15 protein-coding genes and 3 tRNA genes are annotated in these 18760 nt (G+C 70.5%); 7 read left to right on the top strand and 11 right to left on the bottom strand.

Features of this window, described 5'->3' with window-relative positions; translation table 11 throughout:
- Positions 1-44: 44 nt before the first annotated feature.
- Positions 45-479, top strand: a complete 435-nt coding sequence (locus EXE59_RS02850; protein ID WP_135837543.1) for a hypothetical protein — start codon at positions 45-47, stop codon at positions 477-479.
- Between the two features lies 1 nt (position 480).
- A complete protein-coding gene (locus EXE59_RS02855; RefSeq protein WP_135837544.1) occupies positions 481-2829 on the top strand; it encodes a hypothetical protein in 2349 nt (782 codons plus the stop codon).
- Here EXE59_RS02855 and EXE59_RS02860 read toward each other — a convergent pair.
- The 3 genes from EXE59_RS02860 to EXE59_RS02870 all read right to left on the bottom strand — a co-directional run bounded on the left by EXE59_RS02860 (position 2814) and on the right by EXE59_RS02870 (position 5285).
- Entirely contained in the window at positions 2814-4196 is a 1383-nt protein-coding gene (locus tag EXE59_RS02860) for a vWA domain-containing protein (RefSeq protein ID WP_135837545.1), read from the bottom strand. The two genes, EXE59_RS02855 and EXE59_RS02860, sit on opposite strands and share 16 nt — an antisense overlap.
- A gap of 4 nt (positions 4197-4200) precedes the next feature.
- Complete coding sequence (locus EXE59_RS02865) at positions 4201-5073, bottom strand: AAA family ATPase (RefSeq protein ID WP_135837546.1); 873 nt, start codon at positions 5071-5073, stop codon at positions 4201-4203.
- 127 nt (positions 5074-5200) lie between these two features.
- Positions 5201-5285: transfer RNA gene (locus EXE59_RS02870), tRNA-Ser, on the bottom strand.
- A gap of 81 nt (positions 5286-5366) precedes the next feature.
- Between EXE59_RS02870 and EXE59_RS02875 the strand changes: the two genes are divergently transcribed.
- The 3 genes from EXE59_RS02875 (at position 5367) to EXE59_RS23595 (ending at position 6325) form a co-directional block, all read left to right on the top strand.
- Positions 5367-5831, top strand: coding sequence for a hypothetical protein (locus EXE59_RS02875; protein WP_135837547.1), 465 nt, complete (start codon positions 5367-5369; stop codon positions 5829-5831).
- A gap of 59 nt (positions 5832-5890) precedes the next feature.
- Positions 5891-5981: transfer RNA gene (locus tag EXE59_RS02880), tRNA-Ser, on the top strand.
- A gap of 167 nt (positions 5982-6148) precedes the next feature.
- The gene (locus tag EXE59_RS23595) at positions 6149-6325 is read left to right on the top strand and encodes a hypothetical protein (RefSeq protein WP_168218383.1); all 177 of its coding nucleotides are present in this window, start codon (positions 6149-6151) and stop codon (positions 6323-6325) included.
- Positions 6326-6490: 165 nt separating this feature from the next.
- Here the strand turns inward: EXE59_RS23595 and EXE59_RS02885 are convergent, their stop codons facing one another.
- The 7 genes from EXE59_RS02885 to EXE59_RS02915 all read right to left on the bottom strand — a co-directional run bounded on the left by EXE59_RS02885 (position 6491) and on the right by EXE59_RS02915 (position 16630).
- Positions 6491-7492 carry a TrmB family transcriptional regulator gene (locus EXE59_RS02885; protein ID WP_135837548.1) on the bottom strand — a complete coding sequence of 334 codons (1002 nt, stop codon included), beginning with the start codon at positions 7490-7492 and terminating at the stop codon, positions 6491-6493.
- Positions 7493-7628: 136 nt separating this feature from the next.
- A complete protein-coding gene (locus EXE59_RS02890) occupies positions 7629-9476 on the bottom strand; it encodes a phosphoenolpyruvate carboxykinase (GTP) (RefSeq protein WP_135837549.1) in 1848 nt (615 codons plus the stop codon).
- A gap of 311 nt (positions 9477-9787) precedes the next feature.
- The gene (locus EXE59_RS02895) at positions 9788-10690 is read right to left on the bottom strand and encodes a sulfite exporter TauE/SafE family protein (RefSeq protein WP_135837550.1); all 903 of its coding nucleotides are present in this window, start codon (positions 10688-10690) and stop codon (positions 9788-9790) included.
- A gap of 111 nt (positions 10691-10801) precedes the next feature.
- On the bottom strand, positions 10802-11029 hold the full coding sequence (locus EXE59_RS02900) for a hypothetical protein (protein WP_210428872.1): 228 nt from the start codon (positions 11027-11029) through the stop codon (positions 10802-10804).
- 1 nt (position 11030) lies between these two features.
- On the bottom strand, positions 11031-12458 hold the full coding sequence (locus EXE59_RS02905; RefSeq protein ID WP_135837551.1) for a glycosyltransferase family 2 protein: 1428 nt from the start codon (positions 12456-12458) through the stop codon (positions 11031-11033).
- 44 nt (positions 12459-12502) lie between these two features.
- Positions 12503-14752: a putative bifunctional diguanylate cyclase/phosphodiesterase gene (locus EXE59_RS02910; RefSeq protein ID WP_135837552.1), complete on the bottom strand. Its 2250-nt coding sequence runs from the start codon at positions 14750-14752 to the stop codon at positions 12503-12505.
- A 39-nt stretch (positions 14753-14791) separates the two neighbouring features.
- Positions 14792-16630, bottom strand: coding sequence for a phosphoenolpyruvate carboxykinase (GTP) (locus tag EXE59_RS02915; protein ID WP_135837553.1), 1839 nt, complete (start codon positions 16628-16630; stop codon positions 14792-14794).
- A 169-nt stretch (positions 16631-16799) separates the two neighbouring features.
- Between EXE59_RS02915 and EXE59_RS02920 the strand changes: the two genes are divergently transcribed.
- Both EXE59_RS02920 and EXE59_RS24355 read left to right on the top strand, forming a co-directional pair.
- Positions 16800-16872 (top strand) — tRNA-Arg (locus EXE59_RS02920).
- A gap of 612 nt (positions 16873-17484) precedes the next feature.
- On the top strand, positions 17485-18234 hold the full coding sequence (locus tag EXE59_RS24355) for an excalibur calcium-binding domain-containing protein (protein WP_168218384.1): 750 nt from the start codon (positions 17485-17487) through the stop codon (positions 18232-18234).
- A 96-nt stretch (positions 18235-18330) separates the two neighbouring features.
- Here EXE59_RS24355 and EXE59_RS02930 read toward each other — a convergent pair whose 3' ends face one another.
- On the bottom strand, positions 18331-18729 hold the full coding sequence (locus EXE59_RS02930) for an excalibur calcium-binding domain-containing protein (protein WP_210428873.1): 399 nt from the start codon (positions 18727-18729) through the stop codon (positions 18331-18333).
- Between the last annotated feature and the right edge of the window lie 31 nt (positions 18730-18760).

Here is an 18760-nt window from a genome sequence, read left to right on the forward strand (position 1 = left end):
ACCGGGTCCGCGGGTAGGCATGCACCGACGAAAGGGTGTGATCGATGTACGGCGACACCGCCGCCGGGCGCAAGCGCGTCGCGCAGCTGCGGGAGCAGGGTGGCGACATCCGCGCCCTCGCCGCTCGACTCGTCGCGCAGGCCGAGGCCGTCCCGTGGCACGGCAAGGCGGCCGACGCGATGCGCGAGCGCATCAAGGAGCGCGCCGACCACCTGCGTGCCGCGGCCGGCCACCACGAGACCGCAGCCGACTCCCTGGCCCGGCACCTGCAGGAGGTCGACACGCTCAAGGAGGCGATCGACACCCGCGCCCACAAGGCCACCGCCCTCGTCGAGGACGCCCGCACGCGCGCCAGCGAGGCCGCGGGTCCGGACGGGACCCCGGCCGAGGCGGACCCGACCGACGCCTCCCTGCTCGCCTTCGACCCTCCGCCCGCCGGTCACAAGGACTGGCTGACCGTCACGCTCCCGGGGCTCTGACATGGTGACCATCGACCTGACCACGCCGCCCCCGCCGCCGACCAGCCTCCTGGACGGCATGGCGCGGCGCCTCGCCCTCACCCTGCCCGAGCTGCGCCTGGTAGCCGAGCTCGCCGGCGGCGCCCCACTACCCTTCGACGTGCTGCCCGACGCCGACGAGGCCAGCGGCGCCGGGTCGCTCTCGGGGCGTCTCGGCCGCGGTCGCGGTGCCGTCGAGGACACCGCCTACTCCGATGCCCTCGGCACGCTCCACGACCCGCACGACACGCTGCGCCGCCGCGGCCTGCTGACCGACGACGGAGCCGACCCGGGCGTCGTGGGCGCCGTCGGCCTGCTGGCGACGCCGCGGCTCGCGCTCGACATCGACGTCGCCGCGGGCACCACCCAGGTCAAGGCCTGGCACCGCCAGACCGGCCACGCGGTCGCGAGCCTGTCCACCTGCGACGGCATCGTCTTCGAGCTCGCCTGGTTCCCGGTCGAGCAGTGGACCACCGAGCTGGCCCGCGTCACCGCACCTCCGGAGGACCTGCCCGTCGGCGCCTCCCAGGTGCCGGAGGTCCTCGACGTCCCCTACGCCCTCGCCGACGCCGTCGGCGAGGCGCTCAGGTCGGGCCGCTCCGACCTCGTCCCGGTGCTCGTCGGCCAGTCCGGCGGTCCGGTCGTCGCCGACGGCGACGAGCTCGGCGACGCCGAGGCGGCCGCGGCCGTGTCGGCCGTGCACGCCGAGAGCCGCGGGCGCCTCCGGATCCTCGCCGCGGAGGTCTCCGAGCGCGCCACGACGTCGGTCGGCGTGGTGTCCTGGGTCCTGCTCAAGGACGGCTGGCACTCCCTGACCCCCGCCACGACGACGGTGCGCGCGTCGCGGTCGTACGGGTGGACCCCGACGACCTGGCCACCGAGCTCGCACCCGTGCTGGCCCAGGTCTCCCTCCGAGAGGACCCGTCGACGTGAAGCCACCCCACGGTCTTCTCGGCCTCCTCCGCTGCGCTCCCCCGTCCGACAACACCGCAGGGACCCCGACGTGAGCGACCTCGACATCCCCCGCACCCACGCCACCGACACCCCCGAGGAGGCCTCGGCGAGCGTCGCGGCCGACAAGTACGACCAGATGCTCGCGCTGGCCGACCTCTTCGACACCTCCGGCAACGAGATGCGCACCAGGGCCCGGCTCGGCACCGAGATCCTCGGCGACGACGACGTGGTGGACTCGGGCGAGCTCTCGAGGGCGACGTGGGGCCAGGCAGAGGAGGACATCCGCGCCACCACCACCGGCAAGCACGGCCTCCTCACCCGGTCCGTCGAGCTCGACGCGGACGCCCTCGTCGTACGCGCCACGGTGCTGACCTACCGCTGGATCGACGAGCTCCAGGAGGCGGCCTACAAGACCCTCGGCTCCATCGCCGGTCGTGCCATCGGCTACCTCGCCCCCGAGGTGGCGCTCGGCGGTGCGATCGTCAGCGCCGGCCTCATCGAGACCGACACGCTGGACCGCGACGGCGTCACGGCCTACCTCAACGAGCTCGCCGAGAACAACCCCGACCTGATGGACCACCTGTCGGGCGGGGGCGGCCTGCTCGACGGCCTGCACATGCGCTCGCTGCTCACCGCGGGCGTGCTGGCCTCCGACCAGGGCGCCCATGCCGCTCGCGGCGGACTGCGGGCGATCGGCGTGGAGCCGTTCGGCACCGACGCCGTCTCCGCCTTCCGCGACTCCGCCGGCTCCTTCGTCGAGGCCAGCGAGCCCGAGCCGCAGGTCGGCACGCTCACCGGCGCCGCGCCGCGCTCGCTCGAGGAGCTGATGGCCAACCTGCTGGCCGAGGACCGCAAGATCAGCGTCCAGCGGGTCGGCGCCGGCCGCTACATCGCCTACCTGCCCGGCACCCTGGGCCACGAGCCCGGACGACTGCGCCTCGTGGGGGCCGACCCGACGACGTCGGCCGACCACGTCATCAGGGCGATCGAGCAGGCAGTGACCGAGGACGACGCCCGCGTGATGCTCGTCGGCTCGGCGACCGGCGGCACGATCGCCGCCGAGATCGCGGCCAGCGCCTCGTCCGAGCGGTTCGTCGTCGACCAGGTCGTCACCGCCGGCGCCCCGTCGGCGCAGGTGCCACGCATCCCGGAGGCGACCCGCGTCCTGTCGCTGGAGGACCGCTCCGACCCCGTGGCACTGCTCGGCTCCCTGATCAACGCCCGGACCGCCAACCGGCTCACCGTGGTCTTCGACGGCGGCGACGCCGAGGGCACCCCGCTCTACGTCGCCGGGGCGAAGGCCGCCGACGTCGCGGAGCACCCCGAGCTGCGCGCCGAGATCACCCGGATGCAGGACCTCGGCTACCTGGTCGGGTGAGGCTGCACCACCTCGTGCACGAACTCGCCGAGCTGGGCGAGGTTGCGACACTCGACCATCGGCACCACCTCGCCGTAGCGGTCCGCCGCGCTGTCGCCCGTGCCCCAGTGCCGGGGGTGCTCGGGGTTGAGCCACCAGGCGTGCCGGGCCCGGCCGGCGAGGTCCGCCAGGACGGGAAGGGCGAGGTCGCTGTAGTTCGACCGTCCGTCCCCGAGCACGAGCAGGGACGACCGCGGCCCGACCGCGTCGCCGTGCTCCTCCGCGAAGCGGGTCAGCGCCCTGCCGTAGTTGGTGCGGCCCCACAGCGCAGCCTGCGAGATGCTCGACGCCAGGGACTCCATCACCTCGACCACGTCGGCGCCCTGCCGGAAGGTGTCGCTCACCTCGACGACGTCGTCGACGAAGGTGAACGCGCGGACGCCGCTGAAGGCCTCCCGCAGCGCGTACACCAGCATCAGCGTGAACTGCGCGAAGTTGGCGACCGACCCGCTCACGTCGCACAGCACCACGAGGTCGGTGCGGTGCGGCCGGCGCGGCCGGTGGTGGGTCTCGAGCGGCACCCCGCCCGTCGCGATCGAGGCGCGCACGGTGCGGCGTACGTCCAGCGGTCCCCGGCGCCGCGCGTGCTGCTCCTTGGTGAGCCGGGCCGCGAGCCGGCGCGCGAGGGGATAGATCTCGCGCCGCATCTCGTCGAGGTCGCTGCGCCGGGCCGCGGTGAAGTCGAGTCGGTCGATGGTCGGGCGGACGGTCACGCCGGCCACGTGCTCGGGGCCCTTCTCCTCCGCGATCCGCCGACGCGCGTCGCCCTCGACGAGCCGGGTGAAGTCACCGATGCGCCGCCCCGCGGTGCGCTCGGCCTGCTCGGGCTCCATCCCGGCGGCCAGCAGGCCGCGCACGAGCCGGTCCATCAGCTCACCCGGCGAGACCCGCTGGAGCGAGGTGTAGGCCGACCAGCTCGACAGCCCCGGCCCCCGGCCCGGCATCGCGCCGAACCGCGCCACCGCCTCGACTGCAAGGTCCTGCAACGCCTGCGCGTCAGCGGACGCGAGGGCGGCGGCGAGCGCCTCGCGGAAGCGCTCGAGCTGCGGCCCGGCGTCCTGCGGGCCGTCGACGGGCTCGAGTCCGTCACCGGCGACCCCGCCGCCGATCAGCCGCGGGTAGTAGATGTCGAAGACGGCATCGAAGGTGACCCGCTGGGGCTGTCGCTTCACCAGCGTCGCGGCGTACGCGGCGCGTACGGTCTCGCGGTCGTGCCACTGCACCCTCTCCAGCGCGCTGATGGCGTCGAGGCCCTCGGCGAGCGACACCGACAACCCCGCGGAGCGCAGCGCCTCCACGAAGCCGATGTGGGTGTCGAGCAGGGTCATGACGTCACCGCACCGCCAGCTTGAGCTCCTTGACGGCCCGCTGCTGGTCGGAGGCGTGCTTGAGCACGACCCCCAGGGTGCGGGAGACCGTGTCCTCGTCGAGGTCGCCGACCTGGAGGGCGATCAGGGTGCGCGCCCAGTCGACCGACTCGGCGATCGACGGCGCCTTCTTGAGCTCGAGCTCACGCAGGCGTACGACGACGTCGACGAGCTGGGCGGCGACCCGGTGGTCGAGGCCCGGCACCTGGCTGATGACGATCGCCCGCTCGCGCTCGGCGTCGGGATAGCCGAGGTGGAGGAACAGGCAGCGGCGCTTCACCGCCTCCGAGAGCTCGCGGCTGGCGTTGGAGGTGAGCACGACGAAGGGTCGCCGGGTGGCGCTGACGGTGCCGAGCTCCGGGATGGTCACCTGGAAGTCGCTCAGCACCTCGAGCAGCAGGCCCTCGACCTCGACGTCGGTCTTGTCGACCTCGTCGACCAGCAGCACCGTCGGCTCGTCGCGCCGGATGGCGCTGAGCAGCGGCCGGGTGAGCAGGAACTCCTCGGTGAAGATGTCGTCGTGCACCTCGCTCCAGGCGGCGTCGTCACCCTGGGACGCCTGGATGCGCAGCAGCTGCTTCTTGTAGTTCCACTCGTAGAGCGCCCGTGCCTCGTCGAGGCCCTCGTAGCACTGCAGTCGCACCAGCTCCGCGCCCGTCGCCCGCGCCACCGCCTTGGCCAGCTCCGTCTTGCCGACGCCGGCCGGTCCCTCGACGAGCAGCGGCTTCTCCAGCGCGCCCGCGAGGTACGTCGTCAGCGCCGTCGCGTCGTCGGTGAGGTAGCCGGCCGCGCGGAGGCGGGTGGTCGCGTCGTCGGGGGACTCGAACCAGGAGGTCACGTGGTCGAGCGTAGTGCGCGGGCCAACGCCTTCTGACACGGGAGGATGCCGGTACGTGCGCTCGCTTCGCTCACGCTCTTGCGTTCAAGACGCCTCTGCTGAGCCCTTGGCTCCGCCAAGGGCTCAGCAGAGGGGGCGGGATTCGAACCCGCGGTAGGTCTCCCTACGACCGCTTTCAAGGCGGTTCCGATCGGCCGCTCCGGCACCCCTCCTCGTACGACGCCGGGGCGCCGCACACCGCGGGACTCTACCCAACCGGGCCGACCGCGCCCACGCGTGATGAAATCGCCTGCGTGACGACCGAGCCCGCCACCGTCCACCGCCTCGCGCCGGCCATCGCCGCGCGCCTCCTGGGCGTGGTGCTGGTCGCCGTCGCCGCACTGATCCTCCTGAGCACGTTGGCGATCGCCGTCCTCGACCTGCACACCCTCTTCCTGCTCGTGCCGGTGCTCCTCACGGTGGCGGTGCTGACCGCCACCTGGTGGGCCTGGCGGCGCAAGGGCTGGGTCGTCCGGATGACCACCGAGGGCTACCGGGTGCAGTGGGTACGCGGGGTCGGCACGGCCACGGGCCGCTGGAAGGACGTCGAGGACGCCGTCACCACGACCGTCGCCGACGCACCGGTCGTGGTGCTGCGCCTGCGCGACGGCCGCACCACGACGATCCCCGTCGAGATGCTCGCCGTCGACCGCGAGGCGTTCGTGAGGGACGTCCAGGAGCACCTCCAGCGAGGACACGGCCTGCGCAAGTGGGGCTGATTCGGCGCGGACCCGCCGCGCCTTGTAACCTTCTGTGCGCCCGGCCACTCGTCGGGCATGGAGGCGTCGCCTAGTCCGGTCTATGGCGCCCGCCTGCTAAGCGGGTTTGGGGCTAAAACCCCATCGAGGGTTCAAATCCCTCCGCCTCCGCCGCGCTCGGCCCCCTCCTGCGGGAGGGGGCCGGCTCCGGCTTCCCTGCGTGCATTTGCAGGAACCTGCAATGCACAGACCTGCAATCGCATCGACGCGACGCGGCTGCGAGGGGTGGGAGACAATGGTCCAGTCATCCCCTGTGACACAAACTGAGGTGAAGAGCAATGACCCCTGTACGCCGCATCGCCGCCGCCGCCCTCGTGGCCGCGCTCGGGCTCGGATTCGCCGGCATCGGGGCCGCCCCCGCCAACGCCGTCGACACCACGTGGGGCTACAAGGTCAAGGGTGGCAGCACCCAGTCCCTCGACACGACCTGGGGCTACAAGAAGAACTTCCGCTGATCGGACGTGCCATGATGTGCACGCAGTGAAAGAGCCGGGACCCGGACCCCTCAACCCCCCACGAGTTTGGTCCGGCAGCCTCCCCCACAGGCGAGTTCCGGCAGCGAGGGCAGCAACTTCTTCGGAGTTGCTGCCCTCGTGCATGTCCGGGGGCGTGCTCCGGCGTCAGTCCGCCGCGGCCTCGGTCTCGCGGCCGGAGATGCCGCGCTTGCCCATCTCGTAGCCCAGCTGGAACCGCGTCTCCACCTCGAACTCGTTCTTGAGGTCGGCGACGTAGGCCGCGTAGGTCCGCGGGCTGACCCCGAGGCGCTTGGCGCCCGCCGGATCGGCGCGCCCCTCGAGGAGCATCCGGATCGTCATCGCACGCTGCTCGGCGGCGATGTCGCGCATCAGGGAGGTCTCGCTGCTCGTGAACGGCCTCGCGCGCTCCCAGTGCCGCTCGAACATGTCGACCAGGTAGGCCACCATGGACGGCTCGCTGATCACCATGGCCGTGTCGAGTCCCTTGTGGCTGGGGATGATGGCGATCCGCCGGTCGACCACGATGAGCCGGTTGAAGAACTCGTCGAGCGTGCGGACCTCGGCGCCCTCCGCGGTCACCGCGGAGACGTACTTGCGGGTGTCGGCGCCACGCCGGGCGGCGTGCTGGTAGAGCGTACGCATGCGGACGCCGCGCCGGAGGGCTGCGATCTCGCGGGCACCTGCCTCGCCGAGCTGCTTCACGCCGCGCCGGTCCTGGGGCTGCGCCGTGAGCAGCTCCTCCTCGGCGTCACTCACCATCGAGGCGAGGAAGTTGGCGATGGTCTCACCGCGGATCTCCGCGAACGGCCCGCCGACGGCGCTCGGCGAACGCCGCCACGCGTGCGACAGCGTGATGAACGCCTGCGCCCAGTGGGCCGACTCGGCGATCAGCTCGGCACCCTGCTGGCCGAGCGGGGCCACCACCTGCGCCTGGACGGCCGCCGGGTCCACGCCGCGCCAGGTGAGGCCGTCCTCGCTGCGGGTCACCAGGCCGACGTCGACGAGCAGCGCGAAGGCAGCGTGCAGGTCACCGCCCGCGCCGATCCGCCCGTCCGTCGCCTCGATGCCCCCGGAAGCGACGATCTCCTCGTAGAGGGGCGTCGACTGCTCCTCGAAGACGACCCGCTCCTGCGGCCCCAAGGGCATGGCACATCCTCCGCTCGACCGATGTCCCCGTGGGGAGGATGGTGCCACACGCACCCATGTCGTCCGGCCCGGAAGCCGCAGGACCCGCCCCCCGTACGACCGGCGGGGCGGGTCCTGGCAGGCGAGGTGCCGGCGATCAGACGCCGAGGCGGGCCTTCAGCGTGTCGAGCTCGCTCCAGAGCACGGCCGGGAGGTCGTCGCCGAACTTCTCGAACCACTCCTGGATCTGCGGCAGCTCGGCCTTCCACTCCTCGGCGTCGACCGCGAGGGCCTGCGCCAGCTCGGCCTCGGTCAGGTCGAGACCGTCGACGTCCAGCGAGCCGGGCGCCGGGACGTGGCCGATCGGCGTCTCGACCGCGGCCGCCTGGCCGTCGATGCGCTCGATGACCCACTTGAGGACGCGGCTGTTCTCGCCGAAGCCCGGCCACAGGAAGCCGCCGTCGTCACCGCGGCGGAACCAGTTGACGTAGAAGATCTTCGGCAGCTTCGCCGCGTCGTTGTCCTTGCCGATGCCGACCCAGTGCCCGAAGTAGTCGCCGGCGTTGTAGCCGATGAACGGCAGCATCGCCATCGGGTCGCGACGCACCACGCCGACCGCGCCGACCGCGGCCGCGGTGGTCTCCGAGGACAGGGTGGCGCCCATGAAGGTGCCGTGGTTCCAGTCGCGGGCCTCGGTCACCAGCGGGATGGTGGTCTTGCGGCGGCCACCGAAGAGGATCGCGTCGATCGGCACGCCGCGCGGGTCGTCGTACTCGTCGGCGAGGATCGAGCACTGCTTGATCGGGGTGCAGTAGCGGCTGTTGGCGTGGCTGGAGAGCTCGCCGGTCTGCTCGGCGATCTCGGGCGTCCAGCGCTCGCCCTTCCAGCTCGTGGCCTCGGCCGGGGTGTTCTCCAGACCCTCCCACCACACGTTGCCGTCGGGCGTGAGCGCGACGTTGGTGAAGACCGAGTTGCCCTTGCGGATGGTCTCCATCGCGTGGGGGTTGGTGTGCTCGTTGGTGCCGGGGGCGACGCCGAAGAAGCCGAACTCCGGGTTGACCGCCCACAGGCGCCCGTCCTCGCCGATCCGCATCCAGGCGATGTCGTCGCCGATGGCCTCGACCGTCCACCCGGGGATGGTCGGCTTGAGCATCGCGAGGTTGGTCTTGCCGCACGCGCTCGGGAAGGCGGCGGCGACGTACTTGGTGACGCCCTGCGGCGAGGTGAGCTTGAGGATCAGCATGTGCTCGGCGAGCCAGCCCTCGTCGCGCGCCATCACCGAGGCGATGCGCAGCGCGTAGCACTTCTTGCCGAGCAGCGCGTTGCCGCCGTAGCCGGAGCCGAAGCTCCAGATCATCCGCTCCTCAGGGAACTGGACGATGTACTTGGTGTCGTTGCACGGCCACGCGACGTCGGCCTGGCCGTCCTCGAGCGGCATGCCGACCGAGTGGAGGGCAGGCACCCACTGGGGGTCCTCGCCGGCGGCCTCGAGCTCCTCGATGCGCCGCAGCACGTCGGTGCCCATGCGGGCCATGACACGCATCGAGACGGTCACGTAGGCGGAGTCGGTGATCTCGATGCCGAACATCGGGTGGGCGGCGTCGAGGTGGCCCATCACGAACGGGATGACGTACATCGTGCGCCCGCGCATGCAGCCCGCGTAGAGCCCGCGCATGAGCTCCTTCATCTGCTCGGGGTCCATCCAGTTGTTGGTGGGCCCGGCATCGCGCTCGGCGACGGAGCAGATGTAGGTGCGGTCCTCGACGCGCGCCACGTCGGTGGGGTCGGAGGCCGCGTGGAACGAGTTGGGCATGACCTCGGGGTTGAGGCGGGTGAACGTCCCGGTCGCCTCGAGGGAGGCGGTGAGCTGGGCCCACTCCTCGTCGGACCCGGTGCACCAGTGGACCGAGTCGGGCTGGGTCAGCTCGGCGACCTCGGTGACCCAGGCGAGGATGCCCGGGTGGGTGGTCGGCGGGGTCGTCTGGGTGTCGATCGTTGCGGTCATGACCGTTTCCTTCAGCGTGCGTAGCGGCTGGTTCGCGCGGCCTCGTTGTCGGCGACTTGCCGGGACGCTAGCCCGTGTGAATGGCCGCTCATATTGGATCGATCACAGACCTGTGACGCGGGTCTCGCTACCTTCCGGTACCCCCCACTTCCGTCATTTCTCGGCGAAAGTCGGGGTCCCGATCAGTGATCCCCGGCCGGCCGGGGATCACTTGACGTTGTCGGCCTGTGCACCGCCTGACAAGTGCAACGAAAGCCTCACAGCCCCCCGCCCGAGTCCGGGCGAGGGGCTGCGTGGGACGAGTCGACCGGTCAGGCAGCGACGCTCTCGCGCAACTCTGCGGGCTCCGCGCTCTCGGCCTTGTGGGCGCGCCACGAGTGGCGGATCGCGAAGGCCCACACTGCCGCGATCGCGACGTAGAGGCCGATCGCGACGCCGGCGGGCACGGCCACCAGGTCGGCGTTGACGAGCGTCCGGGTGTTGGTCAGCACGATCAGGCCGCCGACCAGGGAGCCGAGCATGCGTGCCGGGATGACCTTGACCAGCATCGCGGCGAACGGAGCGACGATCATGCCGCCGACGAGCAGGCCCACGACGATCTGCCACTGGATGTCGGCGAAGCCGAGCGCGGTGAGGAAGCCGACCGAGGCGGCGAGGGTGACCACGAACTCCGAGGTGCTGACCGAGCCGATGACCTTGCGGGGCTCCATCCGGCCGTTCGCGAGCAGCGCCGGGGTGCCGATCGGCCCCCAGCCACCGCCGGCGGTCGCGTCGACGAAGCCGGCCACCCCGCCGAGCGGCACGAGGAACCGGCGGCCGACGGGCTGGCCCACGCGACTGGAGTCGAAGCCCTTCACCGTGAAGCGGACCAGGAGGTAGGAGCCGAGGCCGAGCAGCAGCACCGACATCACGACCTTGGCCAGGTCGACCGGCATGTTCACGAGGAGCGTGGCGCCGACGAAGGCACCGATCGCTCCCGGGAGCGCGATGGTGCGCACCACGCGCCAGTCGACGTTGCCGAAGGAGTGGTGGGCGATGCCCGAGGCGGCCGTGGTGCCGAGCTGCGCGAGCTGCACCATCGCCGAGGCCATCGCCGGGTTCGTGCCGATCATGAGCAGCAGCGTCGTGGAGGTGACGCCGTACGCCATCCCGAGGCTGCCGTCCACGAGCTGGGCGGCGATGCCGACGAGGGCGAACATGACGAGCTTCTGCACGGGTGACTCCTCCACAGCGGAACAAGACGATGTCACTAAAGTACAGTGTGTTGATAGGTATTACCTAATCGCTTGTCGGCGTGTCCTTTCAGGAGCGGGGCCCGGCACGGGTCAGACCGGCGCGTCCGGGTCGATGCTGCGCGTCTCCGAACGACGGTTGCGGGCGCTGAGGTGGTCGCGGAGGTAGAGCTTGGGCAGGATCTTCGCCACCGCGAGCGTCACGTAGACGATCGTGTTGATGGCCACGAAGGCCGCGAGGACCGCGATGAGCTCGTTGCGGAGGATGCTGTCGGGGAGCAGCACGCCCATGGGGACGACGGCCGGCTGGACGGTGACCACCTCAGGCTCCTGTCCGTACGCCGGAGTCAGGCTGCACGATGTGCTTCCAGTCCGCCTGCCGGGCCAGGGTGAGGTCCCAGACGCCCTTGACGTAGACGGTGTTGAGGAACATCGCGTAGAAGAGCTCCGGGAAGAGCGAGAGCCCGAGCAGCCGGGCCTTCCACCCCCCGCGCCACACCGTGACCACGCGTTCGAGGGTGAAGACCAGCCCGATGCCGATCCAGAACGGGAACCACACCCACGTCGACGTCGCCAGGACCATCAGGATGATGAGGAGCAGGTAGGACCCGAGCGCGATGACGCCGTAGCCGATGCCGAGCTGCTGCATCCAGTAGCGGAAGGTCTGCGGACGCAGGCCGTACGCGCCGAGGTTCTCCAGGGCGCCGCGCTGCCACCGCAGGCGCTGGGCCCAGAGCGCTCTCCACGTCGGCATCACCTCGGTGACGACCGTGCACTCGCGCGGGGACACCATGAGCGCGCCGAGGGTCTTCAGCGCGATGGTGAGCTCGTTGTCCTCGGTGAGGGCGACCGTGTCGTAGACGTCGCCGGGGATGCCCGGCAGGATCTTGCCCCGCTCGTCGGCGACGGCCCGCAGCGCGCCCGGTCGGAACACCGACGCCGTGCCGGTCAGCACGAAGACGCGACCCCGTCGGCGGCGCAGGTCGCGCTGGTAGCGGGTGTACTCGTTGCGCTGGAACTGGCCGATCAGGCCGAAGCCGTCCTCGCCGTAGAAGAGGCCGCCGACCGCCATCAGCGCGCGGTCCTCGGTGAGGCGCCGCGTCGCACCCGCGAGGAACCCCGGGTCCAGCGTCGTGTCGGCGTCCATCACCATCACGCAGTCGTTGTCACCCTGGCCCGGCAGGATCTCCCGCAGCGCCTGGTTGAGCCCGCCGGCCTTCTTGTGCCGGTTGTCCACGGTCTCGAAGACCTCGACACCGGCCTCGCGGGCAAGGCGTACGGTGCCGTCGGTGCAGTTGTCGGCGACGACGACGATGCGGGCCGGCGGCGGCTCCTGCGCGAGGAGCGAGTCGAGGGTCTGGGAGATGCAGCCCTCCTCGTTGTGCGCCGGGATGAGGACGGTGATCGTGACGGGGCCGGCGTACTGGCCACGGGTCTCGGCCATCACGATCTTGGGGGCGAGCGGCATCCGGTTGCCGTCCTCGCTGCGGCGGGCCCGGGTCAGCAGGCGCCGCTCGAGCCCGGCCACGGCGGCGGCTAGCAGCAGGGCCACGCCCACGGCGGCGAGCAGCACCCGCGGGGCCGGCATCTCGGTGTCGTAGAAGACCTGCCAGATCCCGAGGAGGAGACCCTCGTCGGGCGCCTGGCCGGCCTGCGGGTCGCCGGCCGCCACAGCCACCCACAGCGCCGCCGCGCCCAGCCCGGCCGCACCGATGATCGCCAACCCCACGGATCGCTGCAGCCACTGCATGTCGTCCCGAGCCTCCTTGGTCGCGCGGCAGCACGTGCCGCCGTTCAGTCCTTCGGCGCCGTCCCGACGACGGACGGCAGGAACAGGTCCACGAACTGGTCGTAGGGCACCGGCTTGCCGATCAGGTAGCCCTGGGCGAAGTCGACGCCCTCCTCGCGGCACACCTCGAGGATCTGGGGGTCGGACACGAACTCGGCGACCGTGCGCTTGCCGAGGTCGCGGGCGATGCCGACGATGGAACGCATGATGGTGCGGTCGACGGCCGACTCGTGGACGTGCGCGACGAACTCGCCGTCGATCTTCACGTAGTCGAAGAACAGGTGCTTGAGGTAGTAGAACGACCCGAACCCCGCGCCGAAGTCGTCGAGGGCGAAGGCACAGCCCAGGTCGGTCATCCGCTCGGCGAAGGCGCGCGCCAGGGCCACGTCGCCGACCGCTGCGGTCTCGGTGATCTCCAGGATCAGCGCAGAGGGGTCGACGTCGTGCACGGTCAGGGAGTCGCAGATGGCCTGCTCGACGTCCGGCCTGCCGATGGAGTGCCCGGAGAGGTTGACCTCGAGCTCGAACGAGGGGTCGATCCGGCGCAGCCTCGCGAGCAGCTCGACGCTGTGCTCGACCACCCACGCGTCGACCATCGGCATCAGTCCCACGCGTTCGGCGATGTAGACGAACCGGGACGGCGGGACCAGCTCGTCCTCCTCCCTGAGCCGGAGCAGAACCTCGGCCGAGGTGATGCGCCCGTCGGAGATGTCCATGATCGGCTGGAGGTGCAGCTCGAAGCGGTCGTGCTCGAGCGCGTCCTCGATGCGGCTCTGCCACTGCAGGCGTGCGGCCGCTCGCGGACCCCGGGTGTCGCCCTCCGGCAGGACGGCGACCTGGTTGCGGCCGGCCTCCTTGGCGTCGTACATCGTCATGTCGGCGAGGGCGAGGATGTCGGCGGCGTGCTCGGACGCGGCCTGGAAGGTGACGGCGCCGACACTCGCGGTGACCCGGCGCGCCACGCCGTCGAGGGTCGAGGCGTGGGCGGCGATGCGCTCGACGACGAGGTCGGCGACCCGCTCGGCAGCCATCTGGTCGCCGTCGGTGATCATGATCGCGAACTCGTCGCCGCCGAGGCGTGCCACCACGTCGGTGGAGCGGATGGAACGGCGCAGCAGACCGGCGATGTTGACGAGCAGCTCGTCGCCGGCGTTGTGCCCGAGCGAGTCGTTGACCTGCTTGAAGTTGTCGAGGTCGAGGAGCAGCAGCGCCCCGGCGGGCCCGTGGCGCCGACACCTGTCGAGATGGCGCTGCAGCTCGGTGTCGAAGCGTCGCCGGTTGGCCAGGCCGGTGAGGACGTCGTGGTCAGCGAGGTGGGCGAGCCGGTCGAGGTAACGACGCCGGTCGGACATGTCGACCACGTTGACCATCACGATCTGGCCGATCTCGGGATCTGCCACGATCGTGCTGCTGAGCGCGACATGGACGTCGTTGCCGCCCGAGTCGCGCAGCAGGCACTCGGCGTCCAACGAGTCACCACGGTTGGTCTCGAGGCGACCGAGGTGGTCCTCGATGCGTTCCTCGCCAGGCGTCTCGAAGGCCGCGAAACGGTGACCGACCATCTCGGGCGGCTCGAGCCCGAGGAGGACAGCCATCGAGATGTTGACCCGGATGATCGAGCCGGTGGAGTCGAGGAGCGCCACCCCGTGCGGGGCGTCGTCGAAGAGCTTCTCGACCCGCTCGCTCGCCGTACGTGCGCGCCGGGTCTGTCGCGCGAGGTCGCGGACGATGCGCTGGAGCACCGGGGCGATGACGACGGCGATCGCGCCCCACATGAGAGCACGGCGCCAGTCACCGAGCGTGTAGGCGGGCGGACCGATCACCACGACCGGGAGGACGAGGGTGGCCACCGACAGGGCGCTCGCGATCCAGAGCTGGCGCGGGGTGCCGGTGATCGCCAGCCACAGGATGGGCAGGAGGAGCAGCACCGTCATGCCCGAGCTCGATCCGCCGGCTCCCGCCCCGGCGGCGTCGTTGACGAGACCGGCGAAGGGGAACAGCAGGTAGGCGGCCAGCGGGTCCAGCCAGGTGCGCTCGCCCCGGCGACGGCTCGCGACGAAGACGAGGGCGGAGGACGCCAGGACGACGGCAGCCAGGGCGGCCACCCACCACGGTCGCTCGTAGGGCGGCAGGAGCACCGCGAAGAGGCCGAGGACGGCCACGACACCGAACGGCCAGGCGAGCGCGGGCGTGCCGCGCCGCAGGTCGGGGAGGGCAGACCCTCGTGCGGGGGTCTCCGAGACAGGACGTCGCACCCGGCCAGCCTACTGGCGGCCGGGCTGCGACGGGGCGGATCAGTCCTCTGTATCGAGGGCGGCCGCCACGCGCCGGTGCGCCTCCCAGATCTCCTCGGGCATCCGCTCGAACTGCGACAGGTGCTCCTCGCGGAACCCCATCTCCTGCTGCCAGCGCTCCTTGTCGATGGTGAGGATGCGCTCGAGGTCCGCGGCGGGGACGTCCATGCCGGTGAGGTCCAGCTCGTCCTCGGTCGGGATGATGCCGACCGCCGTACGGCGACCGCTGACCTCGCCGTTCCTGAGCTGGAGCAGCCAGAGCAGCGGCCGCAGGTTGTCGCGGTAGCCGGGCCACAGGAAGTGCCCGTCGTCGGGGTCCTTCTGGAACCAGTTGACGTGGGCGAAGATCGGCTGCTCCTCCGCCGCGCCGACGACGTCGAGGTAGTGGCGCGCGTAGTCGCCCTCGCCGTAGGCCATGAACGGACGGTTCGACATCGGGTCGTAGCGCAGCTGGCCGTCGACGCCCTCCGCGGCGAACGTCGCCTCCGCGCCCAGGGTGAGGCCGTCGTACACGCCCTCGGCGAGGTCGGTGATCGCGCGGATCAGCGGCTCGCGGTCGCGCGTACGGCCCCCGAAGATGATCGCGTCGATCGGCACGCCCGCCGGCGCGTCGTAGTCGGGCGCGATGTTGGGCACGTTGGCCAGCGTGGTGGTGAAGCGGCTGTTGGGGTGCGCCCACGCGGCGGTGTCGTTGTCCTTGCGGTCGGCGAGCGGGGCGCCGGTCCAGTCGAGCCAGCCCTTGACGTCGGTGGGCGGCTTCGGCGTACGGCCCTCCCACCACACCTCGCCGGTCGTCGGGTTGTGGGCGACGTTGGTGAAGATCGCCTGCGTGCCCTCCTCGATCGAGGCCAGGGCGTTGGGGTTGGTCGTCTCGTTGGTGTCCTTGGCGACGCCGAAGACGCCGTACTCGGGGTTCATCCCCATCAGCCGGCCGGTCTCCTCGTCGACCCACAGCCAAGCGATGTCGTCGCCGTAGAACGACACGTGGTAGCGGTCGCCGAGCGCGTCGGGCGCGGCCATCATCGCGAGGTTGGTCTTGCCGGAGGCGCTCGGGAAGCCGCCGCAGACGTGGTAGGTCCGGCCCGTCTCCTTGTCGTGGATGCCGATGAGCATGTACTGCTCGGCGAGGAACTTCCGGCTCGCCCACCCGTCGTACGCCCCCTGCCGCAGGCCGTGCGCGATCTTGCCGAGGAGCGCGTTGCCGCCGTAGGAGGAGCCGAAGTGCAGGATCGTGCGCTCGTCGGCGACGGTGACGAAGTAGCGCTGGTCGTCGGGTGTGCCCTGGCCGAGGTGCTCGAGGTCTCCGGTGACGTGGACCGCGCGGACGAACGAGTCGGGGTCCTCGAGGTCGTTGACGAACTGCACGCCGACGCGCGCCATGCGGATCATGTGGAGCGCGACGGTGCGGGTGTCGGTGAGCTCGACGCCAGTGGCCCACGGCTCGAGCGGGTTGCCGGGGGGTGCCATCAGGTAGGGGATGACGTACATCGTCTTCCCCTCGGACGCACCGCGCATCCGGTCGTGGAGCATGGGCTTCATCTCGCTGGCGGGGTGCCAGTTGTTGTAGACACCGCGGTCCTTCTCGTCGTTGGTCGCGACGATCGTCCGCTCCTCGGAGCGGGCGGTGTCCTTGTGGTAGCTGCGGGAGTAGTAGCGACCCTCGCCGGCCCGCTGCAGCTCGCCGGCGGCGACCGCCTCCTCGAGCAGCCGCGCGTCGTCGGAGGCGTTGACCACCTCGACGTGCTCCGCACCCGTCAGCTCGGCGTACTCCTCGACGAACTCACGGACCTGCTGGTTGGTCAGCCCGGCTTCGTCCAGGACTGCCTCGAGATCTGCCATCGCGCTGCCTCTCGTCGTGCGGCGGTGCCTCGCCGCGGTGCGGGTGCTTGGCACCCTAGGGCACCGTGTCCGGCACGGGACCGGCCCTCAGGGGTGCTGATTTCACTGGTCCGGAGTACGTCGGCTATTCTCGACCAGTCCTCGCAGGCCGATCGGCTTGCACGGACGGGCGCCTGTAGCTCAACGGATAGAGCATCTGACTACGGATCAGAAGGTTTGGGGTTCGAATCCCTACAGGCGCGCAGATGGACCCCGGCTGACCTGCAGGTTTGCCGGGGTCCGCGTCATTTTCGGGCCGAGGATTAGATTCACTCGACATCTACTCGTCATTTTGACTCGCACCTGCGGGTCAGTTGGGGATGTCTCGGACTGGCGCGGAGCGTTGCGTGAGCTCGACATCGCGAGAAGAAGCAAGCCAGGGCGAGTGCTCGGTGCCCCTCATGGTCTCGTGGCTCCGGACCGACCCTCCTTCCGCGGCGACACGACCCGATGCCAGATCGAACATTTGGGATACGCCGCGAGCCTGCTCGGGGCATGCTGGCCATCGACACAGCTGGTCAGGGAGACTCTTGAAGCTCAAGCACGTGGCCGTCGGCGCTTTCCTGTGCGTCGTGATAGGTCAGTGCGCCAACACGGACGCCACGACCAATGCCCAGGACGCGACTTCACGGAGCACCTCCGCTGGCTCCACCCCAAGAGCGGACGCGACCGGGGCGAAGTCCCGCCGCAAGCACCAGGCGCCTACTCAGAGATCTGATACGTCAACTCCCCCCACCTCCACCAGCGCCCCGGGGGTAGGCAGCGGGACGGCGCTTGCGACGCTCGGCCTGCTGACAGTCAAGGGTCGCGCTCCTATGACGGGCTACGACCGTGATCGGTTCGGCCCGGCCTGGCTCGACGCGGACCGGAACGGGTGCGACACCCGTAACGACATCCTCAGCGAGTACCTGCGGGCGATCACTCTCGAGGACAACGGCTGCGTCGTCGCCGCCGGCGACTACGACGACCCGTATACGGGCGTCTGGATCGACTACTGGCAAGGCAATGGAGCCCTCATCGATATCGACCACGTTGTGTCCTTGGGCAACGCATGGGCCACTGGTGCCTTCAGCTGGGAGATCAAGAAGCGCGCCGCTTTCGCGAACGATCCGCTCAACCTGCTGCCCGCCGACGCCGGCGCAAACCGGCAGAAGGGCGACGGCGACGCCGCGACTTGGCTTCCCGCCAACAAGCCCTTCCGCTGCGTCTACGTCTCACGCCAAGTCGCGGTGAAGGCCAAGTACAACCTCGCCGTGACTGCGCCTGAGAAGGCCGCCATCGAACAGGTGCTGACCACCTGCCTCGATCAGGCTCTCCCACATGACGCGTGGGGCGCCTCGACAGTCGTTGATCACAACATCAAGGACCCGGCCGACGCTGGACGAGGCGCGGGTACAGAGTCCTCACCAACGCCGTCTGCACCCGTCCCCTCAGCGGTGGATCATTCGGTGTACTTCCAAAATTGCGACGCCGCGCGAGCCGCCGGAGCAGCGCCGGTTCACCTCGGTGACCCGGGCTACGGAACTCATCTGGACGGCGATGGGGACGGCACTGCCTGCGAGTGAGGACCCGACACAGGTGGCGCTGACGAGGTCGATGGGTCAGCCCGTCGACTTGGGGGCCTCTGGCGCAACCGCGCCCGAGGCCCCATCGGGCCTAACTCAAGCCTTCTCGCAAGCGATGCCATCGTTATCGCGGTCGAGCGTGCCGTTGTGGGCGTCTGCCAGGTTGTACTGCTTCGTGTTCCGGTAGAAGTTCGTTACCCGCTTGCCTGACGACTTGTCGACGGCCTTCGCACGCCCCACCCCGTGAGGCCACTGCTTGTTCAAGTTCGTGCAGTTGTCGTGAATCCCAGTGGTGTGGGCCTGTACCGGTACGACGAGACCAAGCCCGCCAACGGCAAGGGCGACGCCAGTAACCGCGACTCTGACTCCGAACGTTTTCATGGATTCTCCCCGTAATTGAGTGAGTCGCCACCGTAAAGGAAGAGTTAACTCGTCGGGATCGAATTGGTTAATTTGATAGCCGTGGGGGTACTTGGTCGTGGCGTCAACGCGCACATGCGAGATTCGACAGGTCGGACTTTGGCGG

It is taken from the genome of Nocardioides eburneiflavus (assembly GCF_004785795.1).
GTDB lineage: Bacteria > Actinomycetota > Actinomycetes > Propionibacteriales > Nocardioidaceae > Nocardioides > Nocardioides eburneiflavus.

What these genes read in the sequence shown, in the direction of transcription:
- EXE59_RS02885 (WP_135837548.1), bottom strand. Translation starts at nt 7,492, where the DNA reads ATGCCCTTGGGGCCGCAGGAGCGGGTCGTCTTCGAGGAGCAGTCGACG.
- EXE59_RS02915 (WP_135837553.1), bottom strand. Translation starts at nt 16,630, where the DNA reads ATGGCAGATCTCGAGGCAGTCCTGGACGAAGCCGGGCTGACCAACCAG.
- EXE59_RS02890 (WP_135837549.1), bottom strand. Translation starts at nt 9,476, where the DNA reads ATGACCGCAACGATCGACACCCAGACGACCCCGCCGACCACCCACCCG.
- EXE59_RS02850 (WP_135837543.1), top strand. Translation starts at nt 45, where the DNA reads ATGTACGGCGACACCGCCGCCGGGCGCAAGCGCGTCGCGCAGCTGCGG.
- EXE59_RS24355 (WP_168218384.1), top strand. Translation starts at nt 17,485, where the DNA reads ATGACGGGCTACGACCGTGATCGGTTCGGCCCGGCCTGGCTCGACGCG.
- EXE59_RS02855 (WP_135837544.1), top strand. Translation starts at nt 481, where the DNA reads ATGGTGACCATCGACCTGACCACGCCGCCCCCGCCGCCGACCAGCCTC.
- EXE59_RS23595 (WP_168218383.1), top strand. Translation starts at nt 6,149, where the DNA reads ATGACCCCTGTACGCCGCATCGCCGCCGCCGCCCTCGTGGCCGCGCTC.
- EXE59_RS02905 (WP_135837551.1), bottom strand. Translation starts at nt 12,458, where the DNA reads ATGCAGTGGCTGCAGCGATCCGTGGGGTTGGCGATCATCGGTGCGGCC.
- EXE59_RS02860 (WP_135837545.1), bottom strand. Translation starts at nt 4,196, where the DNA reads ATGACCCTGCTCGACACCCACATCGGCTTCGTGGAGGCGCTGCGCTCC.